The 23,423-nt window shown below is 71.5% G+C and carries 19 protein-coding genes; 5 read left to right on the forward strand and 14 right to left on the reverse strand.

The genetic code is table 11. The features are described from left to right. Positions 1–126: 126 nt before the first annotated feature. Genes ACWIE7_RS05365 through ACWIE7_RS05375 form a run of 3 tightly spaced genes read right to left on the reverse strand, consistent with a single transcriptional unit; the run spans position 127 to position 2,402 of the window. Positions 127–891 (reverse strand): ABC transporter permease, encoded by a 765-nt coding sequence (locus ACWIE7_RS05365; protein WP_454068737.1) that lies wholly within the window; start codon positions 889–891, stop codon positions 127–129. Then, a complete protein-coding gene (locus tag ACWIE7_RS05370; protein WP_452099865.1) occupies positions 888–1,802 on the reverse strand; it encodes an ABC transporter ATP-binding protein in 915 nt (304 codons plus the stop codon). The genes ACWIE7_RS05365 and ACWIE7_RS05370 overlap by 4 nt, the downstream gene beginning before the upstream one ends. A gap of 48 nt (positions 1,803–1,850) precedes the next feature. Then, positions 1,851–2,402, reverse strand: coding sequence for a hypothetical protein (locus ACWIE7_RS05375; RefSeq protein ID WP_454068738.1), 552 nt, complete (start codon positions 2,400–2,402; stop codon positions 1,851–1,853). A 128-nt stretch (positions 2,403–2,530) separates the two neighbouring features. On the opposite strand from ACWIE7_RS05375, the gene ACWIE7_RS05380 reads away from it, so the two are divergent. After that, positions 2,531–3,211: a DUF1707 SHOCT-like domain-containing protein gene (locus ACWIE7_RS05380; RefSeq protein ID WP_454068739.1), complete on the forward strand. Its 681-nt coding sequence runs from the start codon at positions 2,531–2,533 to the stop codon at positions 3,209–3,211. Positions 3,212–3,306: 95 nt separating this feature from the next. Here the strand turns inward: ACWIE7_RS05380 and thiG are convergent, their stop codons facing one another. The 3 genes from thiG to thiO all read right to left on the reverse strand — a co-directional run bounded on the left by thiG (position 3,307) and on the right by thiO (position 5,670). Then, positions 3,307–4,077 carry a thiazole synthase gene (gene thiG, locus ACWIE7_RS05385; RefSeq protein WP_295647757.1) on the reverse strand — a complete coding sequence of 257 codons (771 nt, stop codon included), beginning with the start codon at positions 4,075–4,077 and terminating at the stop codon, positions 3,307–3,309. Positions 4,078–4,210: 133 nt separating this feature from the next. Further along, positions 4,211–4,411, reverse strand: a complete 201-nt coding sequence (gene thiS, locus ACWIE7_RS05390; RefSeq protein ID WP_454068740.1) for a sulfur carrier protein ThiS — start codon at positions 4,409–4,411, stop codon at positions 4,211–4,213. 41 nt (positions 4,412–4,452) lie between these two features. Next, positions 4,453–5,670, reverse strand: a complete 1,218-nt coding sequence (gene thiO, locus ACWIE7_RS05395) for a glycine oxidase ThiO (RefSeq protein ID WP_454068741.1) — start codon at positions 5,668–5,670, stop codon at positions 4,453–4,455. A 39-nt stretch (positions 5,671–5,709) separates the two neighbouring features. Here thiO and ACWIE7_RS05400 point away from each other — a divergent pair, with 39 nt between their 5' ends. Next, positions 5,710–6,513: a thiamine phosphate synthase gene (locus ACWIE7_RS05400; RefSeq protein ID WP_454058602.1), complete on the forward strand. Its 804-nt coding sequence runs from the start codon at positions 5,710–5,712 to the stop codon at positions 6,511–6,513. Between the two features lie 164 nt (positions 6,514–6,677). Here ACWIE7_RS05400 and ACWIE7_RS05405 read toward each other — a convergent pair whose 3' ends face one another. Both ACWIE7_RS05405 and ACWIE7_RS05410 read right to left on the reverse strand, forming a co-directional pair. After that, entirely contained in the window at positions 6,678–8,582 is a 1,905-nt protein-coding gene (locus ACWIE7_RS05405; protein ID WP_454058601.1) for an alkaline phosphatase D family protein, read from the reverse strand. Between the two features lie 142 nt (positions 8,583–8,724). After that, entirely contained in the window at positions 8,725–9,807 is a 1,083-nt protein-coding gene (locus ACWIE7_RS05410; RefSeq protein WP_454068742.1) for an NUDIX domain-containing protein, read from the reverse strand. A 164-nt stretch (positions 9,808–9,971) separates the two neighbouring features. On the opposite strand from ACWIE7_RS05410, the gene ACWIE7_RS05415 reads away from it, so the two are divergent. The 3 genes from ACWIE7_RS05415 (at position 9,972) to ACWIE7_RS05425 (ending at position 15,018) form a co-directional block, all read left to right on the forward strand. Then, positions 9,972–11,369: a hypothetical protein gene (locus tag ACWIE7_RS05415; RefSeq protein WP_454068743.1), complete on the forward strand. Its 1,398-nt coding sequence runs from the start codon at positions 9,972–9,974 to the stop codon at positions 11,367–11,369. Positions 11,370–11,476: 107 nt separating this feature from the next. After that, positions 11,477–12,523, forward strand: coding sequence for a glutamate ABC transporter substrate-binding protein (locus ACWIE7_RS05420; protein WP_454058632.1), 1,047 nt, complete (start codon positions 11,477–11,479; stop codon positions 12,521–12,523). Further along, positions 12,520–15,018 carry a tetratricopeptide repeat protein gene (locus ACWIE7_RS05425; RefSeq protein ID WP_454068744.1) on the forward strand — a complete coding sequence of 833 codons (2,499 nt, stop codon included), beginning with the start codon at positions 12,520–12,522 and terminating at the stop codon, positions 15,016–15,018. The genes ACWIE7_RS05420 and ACWIE7_RS05425 overlap by 4 nt, the downstream gene beginning before the upstream one ends. A 70-nt stretch (positions 15,019–15,088) precedes the next feature. On the opposite strand, the gene ACWIE7_RS05430 is transcribed toward ACWIE7_RS05425, so the two are convergent. The 6 genes from ACWIE7_RS05430 to egtB form a co-directional block, all read right to left on the reverse strand. After that, positions 15,089–16,306, reverse strand: a complete 1,218-nt coding sequence (locus tag ACWIE7_RS05430; protein WP_454058597.1) for an acetate kinase — start codon at positions 16,304–16,306, stop codon at positions 15,089–15,091. Further along, a complete protein-coding gene (gene pta / locus ACWIE7_RS05435; RefSeq protein ID WP_454068779.1) occupies positions 16,303–18,660 on the reverse strand; it encodes a phosphate acetyltransferase in 2,358 nt (785 codons plus the stop codon). The genes ACWIE7_RS05430 and pta overlap by 4 nt, the downstream gene beginning before the upstream one ends. Before the next feature lie 194 nt (positions 18,661–18,854). Further along, complete coding sequence (locus ACWIE7_RS05440) at positions 18,855–20,135, reverse strand: DUF222 domain-containing protein (protein WP_454068745.1); 1,281 nt, start codon at positions 20,133–20,135, stop codon at positions 18,855–18,857. Between the two features lie 59 nt (positions 20,136–20,194). Further along, positions 20,195–20,977 carry a hypothetical protein gene (locus ACWIE7_RS05445; RefSeq protein ID WP_454068746.1) on the reverse strand — a complete coding sequence of 261 codons (783 nt, stop codon included), beginning with the start codon at positions 20,975–20,977 and terminating at the stop codon, positions 20,195–20,197. Positions 20,978–21,200: 223 nt separating this feature from the next. After that, positions 21,201–22,163: an L-histidine N(alpha)-methyltransferase gene (egtD, locus tag ACWIE7_RS05450; RefSeq protein WP_454068747.1), complete on the reverse strand. Its 963-nt coding sequence runs from the start codon at positions 22,161–22,163 to the stop codon at positions 21,201–21,203. A 26-nt stretch (positions 22,164–22,189) separates the two neighbouring features. After that, on the reverse strand, positions 22,190–23,423 hold a 1,234-nt coding region (egtB, locus tag ACWIE7_RS05455), incomplete at its 5' end, for an ergothioneine biosynthesis protein EgtB (RefSeq protein WP_454068748.1).

The following is a 23,423-nucleotide window of genomic DNA, read 5'->3' on the forward strand; positions in this document are numbered from 1 at the left end:
AAGATCGGGCGTTCCGGGCGCGTAAGTCGTACCTACCGGCCGGTGGGGCGGCTGCGGGACGCCGGCAGAGGCTGGGCGGCGGCAGAGCGGCCGGGGTGGGCGGCGGCGGGGCCGCGGGGGCCGGGATCAGGCGTCGCGGCGCAGGGTCACCACCAACCCCACGACCCACAGGGCAATACACACCGCGGCGAACCAGGCGAACGCCGGCCACTGGCCCCAGGTGACGAACCCGCGCATGGCTTCGCCCTGCGTCCAGTAGTCACCGTTGGAGAACGGCATCCAGGCGGCGATATCCTGGCCGATCCTGGGGATCAGCGAGACCATGCCCTCGACCGCCAGGATCCACACGAGGAACAACGAGATCGTGCCGGCCGCGTTACGCATCAGGTACGCCAGGCCCATCACCGCGACCGTTCCCAGCGCGGAATAAACCGGGAAGCGCCACAGCAGCGTCAGCCCCTCTCCGGAGAACGGGGTCCACTCGTCGTTGCTGGACAGCACGCCCGCCACGAGAAGCGAGACGATCACCGCGACGGCCACCACGATCATCGACAGCACGACGAACAGCACCGTCTTGGCCACCACGGCCGGCCACCGCGCGGGCGTGACCAGGAAGGTCGACCGGATCGTGTGGTAGCGGTACTCGCCGGTGACCGCGACGATCGCCGCGATCCACACCAGCAGCACCGTGAAGGCGCTGACGCCTGTGATCGCGAACAGCGGTGAGCTCCCGCCACCCGGTGCGCCCGCGACCGGCTCGCCGCCCGAGGACTGCTCGAGCTGGCCCAGGAGAACGGCGATCCCCAGCGCGAGGGCGATCCCGATCCCGTACAGCCAGTAGGCGCTCTTGGTGGTGGTGACCTTGATCCACTCGGACTTGAGAAGGTTCATCGGGCGGACTCCTGACCGTGGTACTCGACGTCCTGGTCGGTGAGGGCCATGAAGGCCTCCTCCAGCGACGCCCGCTTCTCGTGTAGTTCGTGGATCGTGATCCCCAGGCTGGCGGCGAGATCGCCCACCTGGCGGGCGCTCTGACCGTCGATCAGAAACACGCCCTGCTGCGCGTCGAAGTTGGCATTGACCCCCTCCTCGCGCGCCGCCGACGCGAACTCGTCAACGTGCGGGGTACGCAGAACGACCGCCGAGCTGGCCTGGGAGAGGAACTCCTCGACCGACGTCTGGGCGCGCAGCTGACCGCGGCCGATCACCACGAGGTCCTGCGCGGTCTGCGCCATCTCCGACAGCAGATGCGAGGACACCAGCACCGTGCGGCCCTCCGCCGCGCGGGCGTGCATGAACCGGCGGATCCAGAGGATGCCCTCCGGGTCCAGGCCGTTGACTGGCTCGTCGAACATGAGGATCTCGGGATCGCCGAGCATGGCCGTGGCCAGGCCCAGGCGCTGGCGCATACCCAGTGAGTAACCGCCGACCTTGCGACCGGCGACGTCGGCCAGACCGACCAGGGTCAGCACCTCGTCGACTCGCGAGACGGGAATGTCCGCCGCCGCGGCGATCATCTTCAGATGTGAGCCGGCGGAACGGTTGGCGTGGGTCCAGGACGCGTCGAGCAGACAGCCCACCGTCCGCGCGGGAGCGTCCAGCTCCCGGAACGAGACACCGTTGACCAGCGCTTCCCCTGAAGTAGGAGTGTCAAGACCGACGATCATGCGCATCGTCGTGGACTTTCCGGCCCCGTTCGGGCCGAGGAATCCGGTGACGACACCTGGTCGCACCGAGAAGGAGAGGTCGTCGACGGCGGTGGCCGCGCCGAAGCGTTTGGTGAGATTCCGTACCTCGATCATGGGGTCCAGTGTGCCTGCCCCGGCGGCGTGACAGGGAGCCGCCCTTCATCAACCGCCGTACATCAACAGGAGTTGGTCCATCACCGCGGCCACTCCCTCGGGCGCCGTGGGCTCGAGGGATGCGGGGGCCGAGTAGTTGACATTCAACGTCAGGTCGTCGTTCCGCAGGATGTACCTCGCCATGCCCGGCGAATCGTAGAAGACCTCGACTTCTTGGCCGTTGTCCAGGGTTGTGACCTCGTTCGCCGGGTCCGCAGGGGTCTGGCCCTCGACCCAATAATAGAGACTGGTCTCGCTGTACGGGCCCTCCTCCCAGGTGCACGTGGGCGAGGAACTGGCCCCTCGACCCCGAACCAGGTCGGCGGGATCCAAGGAGAGTCCGACCAGGAACGACTCATCCAGTCCGCACGGATCGATGTCCTCGGTGTTCGGCGCCTCGCTCACGCTCTCGGTGACGGTCTCGCCGTTCTGCGTGTGCGTGACCTCCGAGACAACGCACCCGCTCGTCAGGAGGACAGCCAATGACGCGACCGGGACGAATCTCGTTCCGCGCACGCGGCGTCGCAGCGGTCCCGGAACAGTAGCCGTGGCAATGTTCACGGGCCTTATTATGCTGCATTCTCCTCGCCGATCGGCCGGTTCTCGACGCGGGTTCCGGCGGTGGCCGTGAACGGATATCCGGTGCGCACCGGGCCTGCGGCCCGGCTTGCGGAGCCTAAACTCTCAGCATGGACGACGACGCCACCTCGGACCCCGACCGGAACATCCCCGCGGTGCGGGCCTCGGATGCCGAGCGCCACGAGACCGCCCGGATCCTCCAGGAGGCCTTCTCCGAGGGTCGGCTCACCGTCGCCGAATTCGACGAACGCACCACGCAGGCCTACCAGGCACTCTTCCGGACCGACCTCGCCGAGCTGACGGTCGACCTCTCGCCGGCCCGGCGGCAGTTCGACCCCCGACCGGCTCCGGAGTCCGACGTGCGCCCCGAGCCGCGCCACGACCGGGTCCCGGCGAACCGCGTGACCGGCCAGCCCGGCACTAGCGCGTCGGTGGCGGTGATGAGCGGATGCGAACGCTCCGCCGTGTGGACCATCGCCGACTCCCACACCGCGGTGGCGGTCATGGGCGGCATCTCGATCGACCTGCGGGAGGCCGACCTGCAGTCTCGGGAGACCACCATCCGCGCGTTCGCTGTGTGGGGCGGGATCGAGATCATCGTCCCCGACGACATCCACCTCGTGATGGACGGGTTCGGCCTGATGGGCGGGTTCGCCGAGGACCGAAGCACCTGGAAGGAGGACCCGCGGCCGGTACGGCAGGCCCCGCCCGGAGCGCCGACCGTCCGGGTGACCGGCCTGGCGCTGATGGGCGGCGTCGGGGTGCGACGCGTGCCGCGCCCGGAGCGCTGACCGGCGCCGACGCACCCGCCCCGGCGGTGGACCGGCCTCGCTGACCGGCGCCGACGCACCCACCCCGCCGGGCACGCCGGGCCCCGCCCGGAGCGTCAGTCGATCGGCGGGCTCGAGGCCTGCGCCCAGAACCGCTTGGGGATGCGGCCGGCCAGCCTGGCGGCGTGCCCGGCACGGACGGCCTCGCGCATCGCGGCGGCCATGAGCGGCGGGTTCTCGGCCCGGGTCACGGCGGTGGCCAGCAGGACGCCGTCGCAGCCGAGCTCCATGGCCAGGGCCGCATCGGAGGCGGTGCCGATCCCGGCGTCGCAGATCACCGGCACGCCGGCACGCTCGACGATCATCTCCAGGTTGTGCGGGTTGGAGATGCCCAGCCCGGTGCCGATCGGCGCGCCCAGCGGCATGACCGCCGCGCAGCCCACGTCCTCGAGACGGCGGGCGAGCACGGGGTCGTCGGTGGTGTAGGGCAGGACGACGAAACCGTCATCGACCAGGTCTTCCGCCGCCTCGACGAGTTCGATCGCATCCGGCAACAGGGTGCGCTCGTCGGCGATCACCTCGAGCTTGACCCAATTGGTGCCCAGCGCCTCGCGAGCCAACCGGGCGGTCTTGACCGCCTCGGCCGCGCCCCGGCAGCCGGCCGTGTTGGGTAGGGCGCGTATGCCGAGCTCGCGCAGCATCCCCAGCAGGCCCGGCCCGCCGGCGCCCAGCCGCATGTCGACCTTACGGATCGAGACGGTCGTCAGCGCGGTGCCGGAGGCGATGAGCGCCTCGCGCAACACCTCCTGGTTTCCGGCCCCGCCCGTGCCGGTGATGAGCCGCGAGCTGATCTCCTCGCCCGCGATCACCAGCGGCGAGTCCAGCACCGCGGCGACCTGCGAGGCGACGTTCGAGTCGAGGGACGCCCCGCTCGGCGCGGTGGCCACGGAACCCGCCACCGAACTCGACACGGAGGCCTCGACGGAACCCGCGGCGGAGACTGCGGCGGAGCCGGCCGGGTCAGCCACCCTGGACCGCCGTGAGGACGTCCACCTCCGCGCCGGCGCCCAGCGGGGTGTCGTCCCAGCTCGAGCCGGGCACCACCATGCCGTCCACAGCGATGGCCACCCCATCGTCGGGCAGGTCCATCGCGGTGACCAGGGTGCGGACGGTGGCGCCGTCGGTGAGCGTGCGGTCCTCACCGTTGACGGTGACGATCATGAAGCCTCCTGGATACGACAAGTGCCTGTCCACCACGGTAGTCACCCGCGGCGGAACCTGTCGGCCCGGGCCGCCCGCGCCGCCTCCGGGACGGGCGCCCCCTGCAGTTCTGCCGCCACGGTGGCCGCGGTGATCGGGGTCAGTGCGATCCCGTTGCGGCCGTGCCCGGTGGCGTGGATGAGCCGCGGGTCGTCGGGGTCGACGCCGAGGATCGGCAGGTTGTCCGGCGTCATGGGCCGTAGCCCGGCGATCATCTCCGCCAGTTCGTACTCGCCGATGCCGGGGAAGATCGTCTCGGCGTCGGCCAGCAGGTCGCGCACGCCGGCCACGGTGACCTGCCGGTCATCGCCGTGCTCGTACTGCGTGGCGCCCACCACGAGTCCGCCGTCGCGCGGCACGAGGTACAGCGGCCGCCCGCGCACGAACGCCCGGATGACTCCCCGCGGCGGGTCCTCGCAGCCGGGCCTGGCCCGCAGTCGCAGGACCTCCCCCTTGACGGGCCGGATCGGCAGCCCGGCGAGAGCCGCGGAGCCGGAGCCCGCGGCCAGGACGACGCGGTCCGCGTCGACGTCGTCGTCCAGCGAGGCCACCTCCTCGCGAACCCACGTCACCCCCTCGGCGCGGCAGGCCCGGGTCAGCGCGGCGAGCAGGATCCGGTTGTCGACGGCGCCCTCCGAGTCCATGCGGTAGGCGGCGCGCGCGACGCGCGCCAGGGAGGGCTCGGCCTCGCGCAGTTCGCGGCGGGTGACGCGTCGGAGGTCGGCGTCGTTGATTCCCCCGACGACGACGTCGTTACCCAACGCCCACGACATGGCCATGTCCAGGTCGCGCGCATCCGCGTCGTCCACGGCGAGCATGTGCGTGTGGGTGGCGCTGCGGATCGGCGGGCCAGGCGGTGTGTGCGGGGCGAGGGCCTCGAGGAAGTCGGGCCACAGGCGCAACGAGGCCACACCCAGCGCGAAGACGGACTCCTCGCCGGGCCAGGCCTCGCTGAAGGGGGCGAGCATCCCGCCGGCCACCCAGCCCGCGCCCGAGGTGGGGACGCCGCCGGGGCCGGAATCGTCGGGCTCGTAGATCACCACTTCAGCCGCCGTCCTGGTCCTGGCGATGGACCACGCGCAAGCCAGGCCGATCACCGAGCCGCCGATCACCACGACCCGGCGGGCCCCGACACGAGCGGCGCCGGTATCGGCATCGCCGGCGGTCTCGCGGATGGCCTCGGCGGCCACTGGGTCGGCGGTGGGGTCGGGCGCGGTCATGACGGCCAGCCTAGTGGGGCGTGGCCTACGGTTGAGCCCATGACCTCCCGCGCCGTCAGCCTTCGCGCCCGCCTCGCCGATGCCCGCCTCTACCTCTGTATTGACGCGCGACGGCATCTCGACGAGCAGGCCCGCGAACAGGGCTGGACGGGCGAGTATCCGGCGCTGCGGCGTGACGTCACCGCCGCGCTGGCCGGCGGGGTGGACCTCGTGCAGCTACGGGACAAGAACTCGGCCGGTGAGCGGGAGCAGGGTCCGCTGGAGGCCGGGCACGAGCTTCAGGCCCTGGCCGTCATGCGCGAGGTGTGCGACGCCCATGGCGCGCTGCTGTCGGTCAACGATCGCGCCGACATCGCCGCGGCCGCCGGCGCCGACATCCTGCACATCGGCCAGGACGACCTCCCGGAGGAATGGGCGCGCCGGATCATCGGCGACGACATGATTCTCGGCATCTCCTGCCATGCGTCCGACGAGGTCGACGCCGCCGCCGCGGACCCGCTGTTCGATTACTTCTGCACAGGGCCCGTCTGGCCCACGCCCACCAAGCCGGGGCGGCACGCTCCGGGGCTGGAGCTGGTGCGGCACGCCGCCGGGCTCGGCAGCCGTGCGGGCGCGGAGCCTGGAGCGGGGGCGGGTGCAGATGTGGGTGCTGGCGCGGAGGCAGGCATTGTCGCGGGCGCGACTGCGGCGGGGAAGCCGTGGTTCGCGATCGGCGGGATCGATTCCGACAACCTGGGCGAGGTGCTGGCCGCGGGCGCGAGCCGGGCCGTGGTGGTCCGCGCGATCACCGACGCCGCCGACCCCACTGCCGCCGCCCGCCGGTTGCGCGACGCCCTCGGCTGACCGCCCACGACCGCAGCCCGCCGGACCGCCCGGCCGCTGGCCGCTGGCCGCTGGCGAAACCTTGTTGGCACCACTGCGAAGATTCGTCTCGATCCTCAACGTGGCGCCGACGCTTCTCGCAGCCATGCAGACACAGTTCCCGGGCGGGGCGCGAAACGCTTCCGCTACCCGGTGAGATCCTTGGTCACCGTGCGACGAAGCACCTGACGTGGCTTGCGCTCGAGGGAATCGCCGTCTTGTCGTCGTGCCCTCGGGCTCGTCCCGCCCTGCCGCGGTGCGCCACCGCCGCGCTCACCGCCCCGCTCGCCACCGCCGCGCTCGCCACCCTCGGCCCCGCCGCCACCGCGCCGGCCCCACGAGTCCGGCGCCAGGTTCGGCACCAGCGTCAGCAGCTTCCCGAGGCCGCGTGCGGGCCACTCCACGACGGCGTGGTCGACCTGCACGGACGCGCGACGGCCGCGCAGGACGAGGGTCATGACGCCGTTGTCGAACCACACCCCATCCGTCACCCGCCACCGCACGGCGGGTTCGCGCACGCCGACCGCTCGGGCCAGACGGCGCGTGAGCGCGGGCACCGGCTCCCGCACCGACAGGCGGTTCACCACGCGGATCGGCTGGTGCAGCGGATTCCGGAACGGCGACATGACCAGCTGGTGTACACGCGTCGGCGAGTCGGCCGCGGCCGGAGCGGTGAGGTCGATCTCCTCGAGGTAGGAGCAGTGGACGTCGCCGCCGAGCATGAGGATCGATGCCGGCGCGCGCCCGCCCTCGCGAGCCGCGACCTCGGTGAGCAGGCCGACGAGGTCGTCGAAGCTGCTGCGGAACGCGGCCCAGTGCTCGAGGTCGACCGTCAGTCGTATCCACTCCCCGACCCGCGCGCTGACCGGCTTGTTCGGCCGATCCCGCGCCGTCACCTCGTTCCAACCCTCCACGTGATGCAGCGCCGGCAGCATGAACGCTGGCAACGACGAGCCGATCACCAGATGGTCCACGTCCGCGTCCAGGCAGGCGCGGCGCGTCCACTCCCACTCACCGTCGTCCATCACGCGGCGATCCCCGGGCTCGAGGTGGCGGGAGGCGCGCACGTCGAGCATCACGACCCGCACCCGGCCGAAGTCGCGCTTGAAACTCCACTGGGAGGCGCCCCGCTCGCAGTCGGCGGCCACGGCGAAGTCGGACAGGATCCGCTCGCGCTCGGCGTCCGAGTCGGCCGTCCTGATCGCCTGGTAGACGGAGTTCTCGTCGAGCTCGTCCGGCGCCAGGTTGCCGAGGTGTTGGTAGACGAAGTAGCTGGCGAACGCCCCGATCACCCGGTCGCGCCACCACGGCTGCGCGGTCATCTCGCGGCGCCACGAGTGCGAGGAGTTCCAGTCGTCGCGCAGGTCGTGATCGTCGAGGATCATGCAGCTGGGCACCGTCGACAGTAGCCAGCGCACGTCCGGGTCCCGCCACGACTCGTGGTACAGCCACGAGTACTCCTCGAAGTCGCAGATCTCGCCGGAGACGTCGCGGTCGCCGCCCGCCCCGGCCGAGTCGCGCACCGCCTGTGGGCCGCCACCCGCGCGCCGACGCTCGGCCAGCCGTTCGGCGATCTCACGGCTGGGGATGTCGGCGTACACCTGGTCGCCGAGCAGCAGCATCGCGTCGGGCCAGTTGTCATGGTCGGTGTGGGCCATCTGATGCGACAGCGCCACCAGCGCGTCCGCGCCGATCTTGCGCAGCGCCGCCGGGGTCTGGCTCTCGCCGCGCCGGCACGAGCCGAACGCCAGCCGCACCGTGTCGTCGGCGCGCGGCGTGCGGATCACGCTGGGTCGGTCGGGGTCGAGCGGCCAGGCGGCCCGGCCGTCGAGCTCCAGCTCGTACGGCGTCTCGACGCCCGCGCGCAGCTGCCGCAGGTGCAGAACCGCGAAGTGATGCCCGAACACGCCCCAGCTCGCCTCGGTGACCTCCTCGCCGCCGGCACGGATCGTCACCCTGCACGGGTCGGACACCTCGACCCACACCGTGGCATCGGTGGCGTCGACGTACCGCAGCAGCGGGCCGACGAGGATCTCGGGACTCGGACTCATGACGACCAGTGTGCACGCGCGCGACGCGGACGGCCCTCGGATCGGGGTGGGAGGCGACGGCCCGGGCAGGTGAGCGGCGCGCGACGGGCGGCGCAGGCGGTGGGTTGTCGGCGTGGAACGAGCGCGGGTGAGCGGGCGCGGGTCAGCCGAGCAGGGCGCGGGGCCCGACGACGACAACACCCTCCGGCAACCGGGCCCGCAGTCCCCGATCGGCCGTCACGACCACCACTCGTCGGGGCCCGCCGTCCAGCTCGGTGGCCAGGCCGACGATCGAGTCGTCGCCCTCGCCGGTGGCGCGGTGCACGACGAACGGCCCGGAGTGCTCGGCCGCACGGGCGGCGCCCTCGATCACGGCGTGCGCGCGGGCCACCCAGCCGAAGCGAACGGGGGCGTCGCCGTCCGCCGGCAGTTCGATCGTGCGGGGCATTCCGGCCCCCAGCTCGTCGAGAAGTGTGGCGGTGGCGCCGGCGCGGTCCTTCCACCAGCCGTTGGGCCGCGAGCCCACCACGTTGGCCACGTCCACGACCAGCTCGACCGGCTCGGTGCGCAATCCGTCCGCCCAGGCGGCGGCGAACGCGGGCATCAGCGGCAACTCCGAGACCAGTGTCTCGGGCACCCAGCGCAGCTCGAGGCTCTCGTTGTTCGGCACCGTCTCCAGCGCGCTGGGCGCATCCGCCACGACGGTCGTGTACGTCCACTCCACCCGGTCCTCGGAGATCTGCACGAGCGGCGGGATCCGTGGACCGCCCCGCGTGGGTTGCCCGGAGGAGGCCTGCGCCGCGGCCCCGGACGTGGACCGGGTGTCGGTGGTGGCGTTGTCGTCGTCGGACTCCGGGTGGTTCTGATCCGGGCGCAGGCGGCTCAACATCCGCGCCACATGCCGCATGTCCAGCCCCGGGCGGTGCCAGACCGTGCCCGGCATCCGGGAGGTCACCCGCTCGGCGCGGACCACCACGTCGGCGGGGCGGATCTCCGCCTCCTCCTCGGTCTCGCGCAGCGCGGCCACGGCCGCGTCCTCGTGCGAATCCCGCGCGCCGCCCGGCAGCGCCCACGTGTCGCCCGACGCCGTCCACACCGCGCGGTGCTGCAGCAACACCAGCGGGATGTCGGGGTCGGTGGGGTCGGCGGCGCGCAGCAACAACCCGGCCGCGCCGAAGCGCCCCCACCGGCGGTCGCCCGCGTCGGACACCACCCAGCCGTTGCCGTCTCCCTCTTGCACGACCACCGGCCGACCACCTTCCTGCGCGCTGCCCGCCCCACGGTTCGGGCGTGACCTTGCCTACTCGCCGACCAGTCTGCCCGACGCGGCGCCGCCACTTCACTAACCTGGGACACACTCCCGTCGGATCCGCGTCCCGGCGGGCCGGGACCGGGGAGGTGAACCACGCGATGAGCGCCCCCACCCTGCCCCGAGCCAAGTACCCCGCCGGCACCGGTTCCGGCGCGGAAGCGGAGTCCTCCACGCTCGTCCAACCCCGCCGCCACGTGCGCCGGCGCGCGGCCCGGATGTGGTTGGACGTGCTCACCACGCCGGGGCGGATGTCGGTGTTCGCGGTGCTGGCGCTCATCGCGGTGCTGGCCGGCGGGATCGTCGCGTCCGGCACCATCACGCAGCGGCAGAGCCACCACGAGACGCTGCTCGCGGAGGTCGAGCCGGTCGCCAACGCCTCCCAGACCCTGTACAGCTCGCTGACCATCGCCGACTCCGCGGCCAACACGGCGTTCATCACCGGCGGGATCGAACCGGCCGAGCTGCGCGACCGGTACCTGCAGGCCATCGCCTCCTCGTCGGCCGCGATCATCGCCGCCTCCCAGGGCCTCGACCGCACCGACTCCGAATCCATCGACCAACTCGCCGACATCAACGCGCAGCTGGCCACCTACACCGGGCTCGTGGAGACCGCGCGCACCAACAACCGCGTCGCCAATCCGGTCGGCTCGGCGTACCTGGCGTCGGCGTCATCGCTGATGCAGGACACGATCCTGCCCGCCGCCGCCGACCTGTACGACCGGCAGTCCACATCCGTGGGAGAGTCGGACCGGGAGTGGTCATCGCCGCCGTGGGGGTCGTTCTTCCTGCTGGGGCTGGCGATCACCGTGCTGGTGGTGCTTCAGCAATGGCTGTGGCGGCTCACCGGGCGGCGGATCAATCCGGCGCTGGCGCTCGCGTCGCTGCTCATGGTGGCGACGATGCTGCTGACGATGATCGCCGGGTTCCTCGCCGCGAACGACAACGCGCGCGGGCTGTCCGAGGGGGCGGCGCCGATGAACGAGTTGACCCGGCAGCGGATCAACGCGCAGAAGGTGCGCGCGCAGGAGACGCTCAACCTGGTGCGGCGCACCGATCCTGAGGGCTCGGCCGCCGAACGCGCCGCCACGCTGGGCGGTGTGCGGGACACGCTCACGGTCTATTTGGGCGACGACGAGCCCGGCGGCGGCACCGACATCAGCCTCGACGAGAACGGGGCGGTCACCGCGGCGATCGAGTTCCTCGACCAGTGGATGGCCGCGCAGAACCGGGCCGACTCGCTGTACCAGCAGGGCGACTACCAGGGCGCGATCAGCATCTCGTCCGGGCAGGAGGCCGGCGACTCGGGCGCGGCGTTCGACGAGTTCGACCAGTCGATGCAGGAGGCCATCGAGGAGGCGCGGGAGACGCTGCGCACCCGGATCGACAAGGCGCGCCGCACGTCGTCGGCCGGGCCGGATCTCATCATGGCGCTGTCCACGCTCGCCGCGTTCGCGGTCGTGGTGGGGGTCGCGCCGCGGATCAGGGAGTACCTGTGAGTCGGCGGGGTGGGGTGCGCGGCGGCGCGGCGCGGGGCGGTGCTGCGCGGCGCGGCGCGGTGCGGGTTGGCGATGTGTTGGGCGGCGCGGCGCGGGGCCGCGTCGTGGTGGGCCGCGCCGTGCGGGGGCTGGTCGGGAGTGCGCTGGTGGCGGCGCTGGCGGTGACGAGCGCCTGTGGTGTCGACGACGACGAGGGCGGCCTCCCCGACGCCCCCGCGGACTCGACGTCGATCGACTCGGCCGACGCGGGGATCCCCGAGGTCGACGCGGTGATGCCGCTGCCCGCGGGGGCCGTGATCAGCACCGGAATCCCGGGTGAGCTGCCGGCGGAGGACGACTCCTGTAATCCCCTCGCCAGCCTGCGGCCCGACGACGCCGACCCGGAGGAACGCGTCCCCAAGATCATCGAGCGCGGGCGGCTCATCGTGGGCCTGGACCAGGGATCCAATCTGTTCTCCTTCCGCGACCCCGCCACCGGCGAGCTGACCGGCTTCGACGTGGACCTGGCGCGCGAGATCGCCGACGACATCTTCGGCAATCCCGACCAGGTGGAGTTCCGGTCGCTGACGTCGGCGAACCGCATCGAGGCGCTCGAGGACAACCAGGTGGATCTGGTCATCCGGTCGATGTCCATCACGTGTGAGCGGCGAGAGCAGGTGGCCTTCTCCGCCCCGTACTACCAGGCCTATCAGCGGGTGTTGGCGGTGCGCGGGTCCGGGATCGAGGACCTCGAGGATCTCGAGGGCAAGCGCGTCTGCGTGGCCTCCGGGACCACGTCCGCCGCGCGGCTGTGGGCGGAGCTGGACCGGATCACGGTGCTGTCGGTCAACACGTGGGCGGACTGCCTGGTGGCGATCCAACAGAACCAGGTCGACGCCATCACCACCGACGACGCGATCCTCGTGGGCATCACCGCCCAGGACCCGTACCTGGAGATCGTGGGCCCGCAGCTCGCGGCCGAGCCGTACGGGGTGGGGATCGCCAAGTCGACGCCGAGCCACAACACCGACGGGCTGGTCCGGCAGGTCAACTCGACCCTCGCGCGGATCCGCGCCGACGGCACGTGGAACCGCATGTACTCGACGTGGCTCTCCGGCCTGGGCTCGAGCCCCGGCATGCCGGCGCCGACCTACCTCCCGGAGCCGCAGCAATGAGCTACCGCAAGTGGGATGAGGGGCCTGAGGGCGACGAGCCCAGCGTCGGCACACAGGCCACGATGCACACGGAGGCCGTCACCGTGACCGGCTCCGTCGAGGCCACGGGGGGCACAGCGGCGACCGGGGGCGCCGGGGCGTCGGGCGGAATGGCGTCGACCGGTGGGATGCCGTCCACCGGGGGGATGGAACACACCGGCGCGATGGAGGCGACCGGGTGGATGCCGTCCACCGGCGGGATGGAACACACCGGCGCGATGCCCTCGACCGGCACCGTGGACGTCACGGGCGCGGTCTCCATGACCGGCTTCCTCGGGGACACCGACCCCGGCCGCCGGCACGAGGACGACGACCCCGAGCCCCTCACCGAAGCCGTGCCCGGCCCGGCGTCGTCGAGCCGCACGACCGACACCAGCCCCGGCGAGCGGTCGAGCACCGGCCCCTTCCGGCTGCGCCACCCCGACAAGCCGGAGGACAAGCCCAGTCTGGCCGCCGAGGGTCTGGTCGACCTGCCGTACATCATCCCGGTGGACCCCACCTCGGCCATGCTCACGCCCGAAGAGATCGAAGCCGAATGCGTTGCCTCGAACGGTCGTCTCCCCCGCCCCGAGCTGCGCTACGGCGACCTGGTGGCCGACCAGTACGAAGTCCGCGGCGCGCTCGCACACGGCGGGATGGGCTGGATCTACCTCGCGGTCGACCACAACGTCTCCGACCGGTGGGTCGTCCTCAAGGGCCTGCTCCACGCCGATCAGGCCGAGGCGCAGGAGGTGGCCGTCGCCGAGCGGGAGATCCTCGCCGAGCTGTCCCACCCGTCGATCGTGCGAATCTACAACTTCATCCACGACGACTGGGCCACCTCACCCTCCCACGGCGGCTACATCGTCATGGAGTACGTCGGCGGCCCCAGCCTGCGGGACGTTCGGCGGTCCGCGCCCGGGCGGGTGCTGCCGGTCGAGAAGGCCATCGCGTACGTGCTCGAGGTCCTCCAGGCCCTCTCGTACCTGCACTCGGTGGGGCTGGTCTACAACGACCTCAAGCCCGAGAACATCATGCTCACCGAGGATCACGTGAAGCTGATCGACATGGGTGCCGTCTCCGGTGTCGGCGACTACGGGCACATCTACGGCACCCCCGGCTTCCAGGCGCCCGAGATCCCCGAGACCGGCCCCACGATCGCCTCCGACCTCTACACCGTCGGCCGTACCCTGGCGTCGCTGATCGTGCGGCTGCCCGTGGTGGAGGGCCGGTACGCGCACGGCATCCCCTCCCCCGTCGAGGAGCCCGTCTTCAGCCGGTACGACTCCCTGTACCGGTTCCTGCTGCGCTCCACCAACGACGACCCCACCATGCGGTTCCGCAGCGCGACCGGCATGGCCGGGCAGCTCATGGGCGTGCTGCGCGAGGTGTTGGCGCTGCGTACCGGGGTTCCGCACCCTGCGTTCTCGCAGGTGTTCTCGCCCCAGCGATCGACGTTCGGCACTTTGTTCACCGTCGAGCCGACCGACTTCCTCGTCGACGGCCACGCCCGCGACACGACCCTCACCGGGGCCGAGCTCGTCGATGCCCTGCCCGTGCCGCTCATGGAATCCACCGACCCCGCGAGCCGGATCCTCGCCGCCACCTCGTACACCTCCGTCGAGCAGCGGATCGACACACTGCTCGAGCTGTACTCCGCCGAAGATTCGGAGGCGCGGGAGAGCGTGGGCGTCATCATGTCCCTCACCCGCGCCTACCTCGACAGCGGGGACCTCGCGGCCGCCGAGGCGTTGCTGGAGTCGCACTCGGACCGACTGGCATCGGAATGGCGGCTGATCTGGTACGTCGGGGTGATCGACCTCCTCAAGGGCAACCCGGTGGGGGCCTACCCGAAGTTCCAACAGGTGCTGACCGCCATGCCGGGCGAGAACGGCCCCAAGCTCGCGCTGGCCGCGACCGCAGAGCTGATCCTCGACGTGTGCCCCGAGAGCGACCGCAACCGCTGGGCCCGCTCCAGCGAGCACTTCTACCGGACCGTGTGGTCGGTGGATCGCTCGGTGATCAGCTCCGCATTCGGCCTGGCCCGGCAACTGCAGCGACGCGGCGAGGTCGCGGCCGCCATCGCCGAACTCGACCGGGTCTCGCCCAGCTCCCGCTATTCCTCACTGGCCAGCCTGACCTCGATCCTGTTGCTGTGCCAGGGACGGCCGCTGGAGGAGACCGAGGAATCGCACCTCCGCGAAGCCGCCCGGCGGGTCAACTCGCTGCCCGCCGGCGAGCACCGCGCCTTCCAGATCCGGCTCACCGTGCTCACCACGGCCTTGGACTGGACCAAACTGCCGGGTAACGAGCCGTCGCCGTCGCCGCTCATGCGGGGGGTGCCGTTCACCGACTTCGGGCTGCGCAGCGGCGCCGAGACCGTGCTGCGCACGCTCGCCAGGTCCACCGAGACCCGCCAGCAGCGGTTCCGGCTGGTGGATCAGGCCAACAGCATCCGGCCGCGCACCCTGTTCTAGAGCCCTCGGACGTGTCGACGTTCGACGGGCCGACCTGGCCGGGGCCAGGTCGGCGGGTCAGGCCAGGGTGTCAGGCGTCGGGGCCGAGGCCGAGGACGTCGTCGCAGGCGCGGGCGATCGCCAGCTCCTCGTCAGTGGGAACGACGAGCACCTTCACGCGGCTGTCCGGAGCCGAGATGAGGCGTTCGCCGGAACCGTTCTCGTTGGCCTCCGCGTCGATCTGCACCCCCCAGTCCCCCATCGTGGACAGCGCGTCCGCGCGGAGCCGGGCGACGTTCTCGCCGACGCCGGCCGTGAACGTGATCGCGTCGACCTGACCGAGCACCGCCCAGTAGCCGCCGATATAGCGGCGCAGGCGATGGATCACCACGTCGTAGGCGAGGACGGCGTCGTCGTCGTTGTCGTCGACACGGGAGAGCAGCTCGCGGAAATCACGCGCGCCCGACAGGCCCTCCAACCCGGACTGGCGGTTGAGCAGGGTCGAGACATCGCCCGGCGACATCCCGCGGTCCCGGATCAGGTGGATGATCAGGCCCGGGTCCAGGTCGCCGGGGCGGGTGCCCATGACCAGGCCCTCCAGCGGCGTCAGGCCCATGGAGGTGTCGACGGCGCGGCCCGCAGCGATCGCCGACGCCGAGGCGCCGTTACCGAGGTGGAGGACGATCTGGTTGAGCTCGTCGTAGGGACGGTCGAGGACGGCGGCCGTTCGACGGGAGACGAACTCGTGGCTGGTGCCGTGGAAGCCGTAGCGGCGCAGGTCCCAGCGGCGGGAGGTCTCGCGATCGATCGCGTACGTGTGGGCGGCGGCCGGCAGGGTGTGGAAGAAGCCGGTGTCGAACACCGCCACGTGCGGCAGGCCCGGGAGCAGCTCTCGGGCGACGCGGATGCCACGCAGGTTGGCCGGATTGTGAAGCGGGGCGAGGAGCTCGAGCTTCTCGATGTCCGCCTCGACCTCGGGGGTCACGAGGACCGGCTGGTGGAACTCCGGCCCGCCGTGGACCACGCGGTGGCCGATCGCCTCGACGCCCAGGTCCGTGGGGTGGACGTGCAACTCCCCGGCGAGCTCGAGGACGCGGCCGAGGGCGGCGGTGTGGTCCGGGAACGCCCCCTCGGCGGTGCGCTCGTCGGCCGACTCCCCGGTCATCGCGGTGCGGCGAACCGTGAGGGAGCCGGTCGGCTCACCGATCCGCTCGACCAACGCCCACGCGAGCTCGTCTTCCCCGGCGGTGTCGAGGATCTGCAGCTTGAGCGAGGACGATCCGGAGTTGATGACGAGCACGCGGGTCATGAGCGGCTTCCGTTCTTGTCGGCGGGGCCGGAGGAGGTGTCACCGGAGGGGGCGGGGTTCTCGGCGACGCCCTGGGCCTGGACTGCCGTGATGGCGACCGTGTTGACGATGTCCTCGACCAGCGCGCCGCGGGACAGGTCGTTGATCGGCTTGCGCAGGCCCTGCAGGACCGGGCCGATCGCCACCGCGCCCGCCGTACGCTGTACGGCCTTGTAGGTGTTGTTACCGGTGTTGAGGTCCGGAAAAACCAGAACCGTGGCGCGGCCCGCGACCGGGGAGTCCGGCATCTTCTTCCTGGCGACGGTCGGGTCGATGGCCGCGTCGAACTGCAATGGACCGTCCACGAGGAGGTCGGCCGCGGAGGCGGACGAGTCGCCCGCCGCGGCGATCGCGGCAGCGGCGGGGTCGGAGCTGGCGTCCGGGTCGGTGGCGGGGTCGGAGCTGGCGTCCGGGTCGGTGGCGGGTTCGGAGCCGGGGTCCGAGTCGGTGGCTGGTTCGCCGTCGGCCGCGGAGTCACCGTCGGCCGCGGCCTCCGCGATACGCGAGCGCACGATGGCGGTGGCGTCACGGACCTTGTCCACGTCGGCACCGCTGCCGGAATCACCGGTGGAGTACGAGAGCAGCGCGACCCGGGGATCGATCCCGAACCGGGACGCCGTCTCCGCCGACGACAGCGCGATGTCGGCGAGCTGCTCGGCCGTCGGATCGGGCACGACCGCGCAGTCGCCGAAGGCCAGCACGTGATCCGACAGGCACATGAGGAACACGCTCGACACGGTCTTGACGCCCGGGCGGGTGCGGATGATCTCCAGCGCCGGACGGATGGTGTGCGCGGTGGTGTGGGCGGCGCCCGAGACCATGCCGTCGGCGAGCCCGGTGTGGACCATCATCGTGGCGAAGTAGGAGATGTCGAGAATGCGGTCGCGGGCCACGTCCATCGTCATGCCCTTGTGCTTGCGCAGCTCGGCATACTCGACCGCGAACTTCTCAGCGTGCTCGCTCGTGCGCGGGTCGAGGAGCTGCGCCCCCGACAGGTTGATGCCCAACTCGTCGGCGCGGCGCCGGATGGCGTCCACATCTCCGAGAATCGTCAGGTCGGCCACGTCGCGACGGAGCAGACGGCCGGCCGCGTGGAGGATGCGGTCGTCGTCGCCCTCGGGAAGAACGATGTGACGACGATCGGCACGCGCACGCTCGAGGAGCTGGTGCTCGAACATCTGCGGCGTCATCACGTCGGGGGTGTCGACGCGCAGGCGGGCGAGCAACTCCTCGGTGTCGACGTGCTTCTCCATCAGACTCAGCGCCGTCTCGACCTTGCGGCCCGAACCGGAGTAGACGCGGCCCTGGGTGTCCGCGGCGAGGCGCGCGGTGTCGTAGGTGCCGTGTTCGGTGCAGACGATGGGCAGCGTCGACCGCATGCCGTGGACCAGCCGATCCATGGCCTCGTTCGGCCGGAGCCCGCCGTTCCAGATCATCCCCGCCAGCGCGGGGAAGCCCTCGGCCGCGTGCGCGCCCATGATCGCCAGCACCGCATCCGTGCGGTCGGCCGGGACGATCACCACCATGCCGTCGACGAGACGCTCGAGAATCCGGTCGCCGGTCATTCCTCCGACCATCACCGCCATGACCTCGCGCTCCAGCAGCGCGGGATCGCCCGAGTACAGCGAGCCGCCCACCGCCTCCATGAGCTCACCCATCGTGGGCGCCGTGAGGAAGGGCAGGTTCGGAAGAGTCCAGGCGGGCACGTCGAGAGAGTCGAGCTCGGACTGGATCGCCTCGAGATCGTCGACATCGCACCGATTGGCGACCACGCCGATCGGGTGGGCATGGTCGGCTCGGAGCTGATCGAGCGTGAGGCGGGCGTTGGTGGCGATCTCCTCCGGCTCGCGACCCGAAGCGCGAAGGACCAGCAGGACGGGGGCGCCGAGATTCACCGCGAGGGTCGCGTTGAAATCGAACTCGGCAGGACTGGGCACTCCCGTGTAGTCGGTTCCGAGGATCACCACGACGTCACATTCGCGGGCCACCACCTGATACCGGTCGACGACCTCGGTGAGCGCCGCGTCGCGGTCCTCGTGGACGCGCGCGTTGGTGACGCCGATGCAGTCCTCGTAGTCGAGATCGACGGTGGTGTGCTGGAGCAGCATCTCGAGAATCCGGTCCCGGGTCGGCTCCTCACCGTTGGCGCGGGGCGCGACGGTGACCGGGCGGAAGACACCGACGCGCTGCACGGTGCCGGCGAGGATGCGCAGCAGCCCCAGCGCGACGGTGGACTTACCGGTGTCACCCTCGGGAGCGGCGACGAACACCGCCGACGACGAGAGCGGCGCCGCGCTCGACTGGGCGGGGATCATGAGTGCCGCGGCGTCCTGGTCGGGCGCGTCGGCGTCGGTCGATGCGGTCGGGCGGGAATCGGACTTGCTGGATTCGGGCACGAGGGCATTGTGTCAGCGCTCGCGAACTCCCACACCTTGTACCGCTCGGACTACCACACAAGCACACCCGACGAACGGGGAATCACCAGGTGTGACCGCCGCGGAGACGCGGATCAGGCGGCGGTGAGTCGATCGGTGCCGGGTGGCAGCCAGGTACAGCGGCCGGGACTGTCCGGGTTCGCGATGGTTTTCCAACTGGACGGACCACCGCCGACGAACCCGTGGTGGACATGACATCCGAGTGCACCGTTGGCGATGGTCGTCGGCCCACCTCTGGACCATTCGAGCACGTGGTGGAACTGGCTTCGCCTCGCCGGGACCGTGCAACCCGGGAAGGTGCACCCCCCGTGGGCGGCGTAGAGGACCAACCTCTGGATGGCCGAGGCCAGCCTGCGCCCGGGGTGGGCGTCCACGTCGATGCGATGCAGCTCCTCGCGGCCGTCACGCAGCACGGAGACGAACCACGGCATGCCGCCGGCCATCGAGACGGCCTGGCGCACGCTGAGCTGGGTGCCGGAGTCGGTGCGGACGAGCGCGTGGGGATCCTCGAGTTGCTCGGGCGTCAGCCGGATCACAATCGTCGCGATGCCCTTGGGCCGGGCCGGGTCGACGGTCGAGCCCAGGGCCCACTGATGCACAAGCGCGTCGTGGGCACGCTGCTCGGGAGCCCGTTCGTCCGAGCCCGGCTCGCAGCCCACCGCCCCGCCGGACCCGCCGAAGTCGCACAGCGCCCGCTCCACCAGGGCCCGGCCCCGCGGGGTGAGGGTCATGGTCAGCATGCTGGTGCCGTCCGACCGCACCGCACCCAGCCGCGCCGAGCGCTGACGCTCCTGGTGCTTCTCGCGGTCCTTTCCGCGATCGGGGCACAGCTCCGCGAGCCGGCGGGCGGCCTCGGCCCGTAGATCAGCAGGCGCAGCGGTGCGCGCGAAGTGCGTGAGCTCCTCGGCGAACCTGGTCTTGGCCGCGCCGCCCATCTTCCCGGGCAGCCCGGCGACCGCCTTGGCGATGATCCGTTCGTGCTCGCACGAGATCACTCCACGCGCGGCCGCCCGTCCGGCCGGCGTGGCCTGCCGACCTCCGGCCTCGATCCGGCCGTGCACCGTCCCCCGAGCGAGCCCCAGCTTCGCGGCGAGCAGCGCGGCCATTCCGCCCGGGCTGCGCCCCTTCTGCTGGTGCAACCCGGCCAACTCGGCCGTGGCCCGCGACCCCGCCGACTCGAGCCGCCTGGCCACGATCTCGGTCCGCGTCACCGCATCCGCCAACTGGTCGGCGTCGTAGCCCGCCCAGTCCACGGCACACAGCGTCTCGATGGAGGCCTCCAGGAACGCGAGTACGTCGTCCAACGGGGCCATGACGGCGCCCGGCCCGCTGGTGTCCCGCACTCCCTGTGTCATGCCCCACAACCTAGAACACACGTACGACACGACCTCATCGCCAGCGCGATCAGTGCAGGTCAGATGATGAAGTCGTTGTCGTCGTCGCCCCGGTCTTCACGCCCGACTACGCCCAGCTCCTCCCGCCGGCGCCGCACGTCCACGAACATCGCCGAGGCCCGCTCCGTCACCAGATTCCGTTCCACCTCCGCGAACCGCGGCATCCGCGCGTCGACCGCCGCGAGGTCCCGCCGCCCCAGGTCTCGCATCATCTGCTGGTAGAGCATCTCGAACTCGGCGAAATCGCTGACCCGCTCGGTCGCGAGCCGGCCGATGTGCGCATGCTCGCGCCCCTGGTCGCCGGCCGTCTTCACGATGCAGCGGACGGCGCTCAGCGCGATGCGGGCGTCCGCGGCGTCCGGCTCATCGTCATCGGTCAGCGGCCCGAGCGCGGTGGACAGCGCCTCGACGCAGTCGGCGATGGCCGTCAGGTCCTCCAGGAACGAGTCCAGCACGTCCCGGCCCGCCAGGAGCGCCGGTGCGTACAGCGCCGCTCTACGCCGGTCGGTGGCCCTACTGATCCTCTGGGCGATGGCCAGGACGTCCCGCCCGACGTCCTCGATCACCTCCTCGAGGTTCTGGGCCTCAGCGAGAAGCTCGCGCGCCAGCCCCGGCGCCTCGCCCGGGCCGGGATGCCCGTAGGTCGTGTGCAGGTTGTGCCCGGGGGAGGTACGGCCGAGGCCATCAAGCCGATCGGGTCGATCGGAGCGATCGGAGCGATCGGAGCGCTCGGCTCGATCAAAGCGATCTGGGCTATCGGGGCGATCCGGCTCGCCGGGATCAGGTTGGTCCGGAGACGTCATGGAGTACCCCCTTCGACAGCCGTCGCAGCAGGTGGCACGACGGGGCCGGCGACACAGCGCCGACAGCGGTGCGGGCGACGAGGTGTCGACGCCCAGCATGACATGCCGGAACCGCCTGAGGTCACAGCGATCCGAACGCCCACAACCTACGCCGCGGGTACGACACCACCTCGCCGCCGCGGGGAGAACCGCAGTTCAGTGCGGGTGTGCGCGAAGCCAGCACCTAGTCGACGACGACCACGCCCACCCCGAAATCGCCCGCGGGGTCGGTCCAGACACTCGGGCGACCGAACCCGAGCCCGGAGAGTTCCTCGACCAGACCTCTCGCCCCGAACTTCCGTGCGATCTCGGTGCGGATGCCCTCCCCGGCCGCCAATGTCCGCGCGAGCCCGAGACCGGGGAACTCGATCCGCACGTCGCGGACGGCCCGCAGCCACATTTCGATCCGGCTCTCGCGCTCGTTCCACACGGCCTCGTGGCGGAAGTCGCGGGGATCGAGCCCCTCGCAGGGCACGGTCGCGGCGATCACGTCGAGCATGTTGAGGTTGAACTCGGCGGTGAGGCCGTCGGCGTCGTCATACGCGTCGACCAATCTCTCCGGCTTCTTGACCAGGTCGAAGCCCACCGCAAACCGATCGCCCGGATCCATGACGCCGCGCAGCATGGCGAAGAACTCGGCGCGCTGGGCCTCGGTGAAGTTGCCGACGGTCCCGCCGAGGAACAGCACCAGCCTTCCGCCCGGCTCCCCCGGCAACGGACCGTCGAGCGCGAGGAAGTCCCCGGCCACCGGCTCGATCCGCAGACCCGGATAGTCGGCGGCGAGCGACCGCGCCGATTCCTCGAGCATCTCCGTACTGATGTCCACGGGCACGTACGTCGCGCCGCCCTCCCGGCCCGCCAGCACGTCCAGCAGCACACGCGTCTTCTCGCACGTGCCGGCCCCCAACTCCACGAGCGTGGTGGTGTCGCCGACGATCTCGGCCGCCCGCGCGCGCAGGATCTCCGCCTCCGCCCGCGTGGGGTAGTACTCCTCCAGCCGGGTGATCCGGTCGAAGAGCACGCTGCCCTTCTCGTCGTAGAACCAGCGCGGCGACACGGTCGGCGGATCGTCGAAGAACCCCGCGAGCAGGTCAGCCTCCAGGGCCGCGGTGTCCGCGGGGTCGGCGACGGGCTTCGTCGTCGTCATCCTCGTGGTCTCCTCCCGCGCCCGCGTCACCGCGCGAGCCTCAGGCCGGCCGCCGCCCAGCGCGACGCGGCGGGGAAGAAGTTGCGGTAGGTGTGACGCGTGTGGCCGGCCGGGGTCAGCGCACTCCCACCGCGCAGGACGTGCTGGTCGGACATGAACTTGCCGTTGTACTCGCCGGCCGCGCCTTGCTCGGTGACGAAGCCGGGATAGGGCAGGTAGGCGCTGGACGTCCACTCCCACACGCCGCCGATCGTGCGCTCGGTCACGGATCGCGGGTGGCAGCGCGCCGGGTCGAGCTCGTCGCGCACCTCCCAGCCGACGGTGGCGGTCTCCCATTCGAACTCGGTGGGCAGCCGCGCCCCGGCCCAGCGCGCGTAGGCGTCTGCCTCGTAGAAGGACACGTGGAGCACGGGCTCGGCGTCGACGACCGGCCGCCGCCCGTTGAGGGTGAAGGTGGTCCACTCGGCGTCGACCTGGCCGGCGGCTCCGGGTGGCCGGTCCGACCCGTCCTCGGCCTCGCGCCGCCAGTAGCCGGGCGCGTCCCAGTCCTCGGCCTGCACGGTGGCCCAGCCGTCAGAGAGCCACAGTTCGGGGCGGGAGTACCCGCCGTCGGCCATGAACTGCTTCCACTCGCCGACGGTGACCTGCCTGGTGGCCACCTCGCCGCCGGGGATCCACACCCGGTGACGGGGCCGTTCGTTGTCGTAGGAGAAGCCACCGGGAGCGGCGGCGCTGGTGGGATGGGTGCCGCCGGTGGGATGGGTGGCGACGCGGGTGGTGCCATCGCCCTCGGCGCCGATCTGGACAACGCCCTCGACGACGACGAGCCAGTCAGTCTCCCCCGGCGTCGCGGCCGAGGGGTCAACGTCCCGGGCCACATAGACTGGATCGGTCGGGTTGTGGGAGAACAGGTGCTTGATGTCCATGAGCAACAGCTCCTGATGCTGCTGCTCGTGGTGGCACCCCAGTTCGAGAAGTTCGAGCCCGCGCTCGTCGATGCGACCGGCCTCGAGTGCGCTGACCACAGCCTCGTCGATGCGCGCCCGGAAGCCGCCGATCTCGGCCACCGACGGGCGGGTGATGAGCCCGCGCTCGGGCCGGGGCTGCCGCGGGCCGACGGCCTCGTAGTACGAGTTGAACAGGAACCGGAAGATCGGTTCGGGCGACTCGTAGCCGGGCACGCGGCCGAGCACGAACTCCTCGAAGAACCAGGTGGTGTGGGCGCGGTGCCAGGCGGCGGGGCTGGCCGCGGTCATGGAT

The organism is Dietzia sp. NPDC055343, assembly GCF_053645265.1.

What these genes read in the sequence shown, in the direction of transcription:
- ACWIE7_RS05365 (WP_454068737.1), bottom strand. Translation starts at nt 891, where the DNA reads ATGAACCTTCTCAAGTCCGAGTGGATCAAGGTCACCACCACCAAGAGC.
- ACWIE7_RS05370 (WP_452099865.1), bottom strand. Translation starts at nt 1,802, where the DNA reads ATGATCGAGGTACGGAATCTCACCAAACGCTTCGGCGCGGCCACCGCC.
- ACWIE7_RS05380 (WP_454068739.1), top strand. Translation starts at nt 2,531, where the DNA reads ATGGACGACGACGCCACCTCGGACCCCGACCGGAACATCCCCGCGGTG.
- thiS (WP_454068740.1), bottom strand. Translation starts at nt 4,411, where the DNA reads ATGATCGTCACCGTCAACGGTGAGGACCGCACGCTCACCGACGGCGCC.
- thiO (WP_454068741.1), bottom strand. Translation starts at nt 5,670, where the DNA reads ATGACCGCGCCCGACCCCACCGCCGACCCAGTGGCCGCCGAGGCCATC.
- ACWIE7_RS05400 (WP_454058602.1), top strand. Translation starts at nt 5,710, where the DNA reads ATGACCTCCCGCGCCGTCAGCCTTCGCGCCCGCCTCGCCGATGCCCGC.
- ACWIE7_RS05405 (WP_454058601.1), bottom strand. Translation starts at nt 8,582, where the DNA reads ATGAGTCCGAGTCCCGAGATCCTCGTCGGCCCGCTGCTGCGGTACGTC.
- ACWIE7_RS05415 (WP_454068743.1), top strand. Translation starts at nt 9,972, where the DNA reads ATGAGCGCCCCCACCCTGCCCCGAGCCAAGTACCCCGCCGGCACCGGT.
- ACWIE7_RS05425 (WP_454068744.1), top strand. Translation starts at nt 12,520, where the DNA reads ATGAGCTACCGCAAGTGGGATGAGGGGCCTGAGGGCGACGAGCCCAGC.
- ACWIE7_RS05430 (WP_454058597.1), bottom strand. Translation starts at nt 16,306, where the DNA reads ATGACCCGCGTGCTCGTCATCAACTCCGGATCGTCCTCGCTCAAGCTG.
- pta (WP_454068779.1), bottom strand. Translation starts at nt 18,660, where the DNA reads ATGATCCCCGCCCAGTCGAGCGCGGCGCCGCTCTCGTCGTCGGCGGTG.
- ACWIE7_RS05440 (WP_454068745.1), bottom strand. Translation starts at nt 20,135, where the DNA reads ATGACACAGGGAGTGCGGGACACCAGCGGGCCGGGCGCCGTCATGGCC.
- ACWIE7_RS05445 (WP_454068746.1), bottom strand. Translation starts at nt 20,977, where the DNA reads ATGACGTCTCCGGACCAACCTGATCCCGGCGAGCCGGATCGCCCCGAT.
- egtD (WP_454068747.1), bottom strand. Translation starts at nt 22,163, where the DNA reads ATGACGACGACGAAGCCCGTCGCCGACCCCGCGGACACCGCGGCCCTG.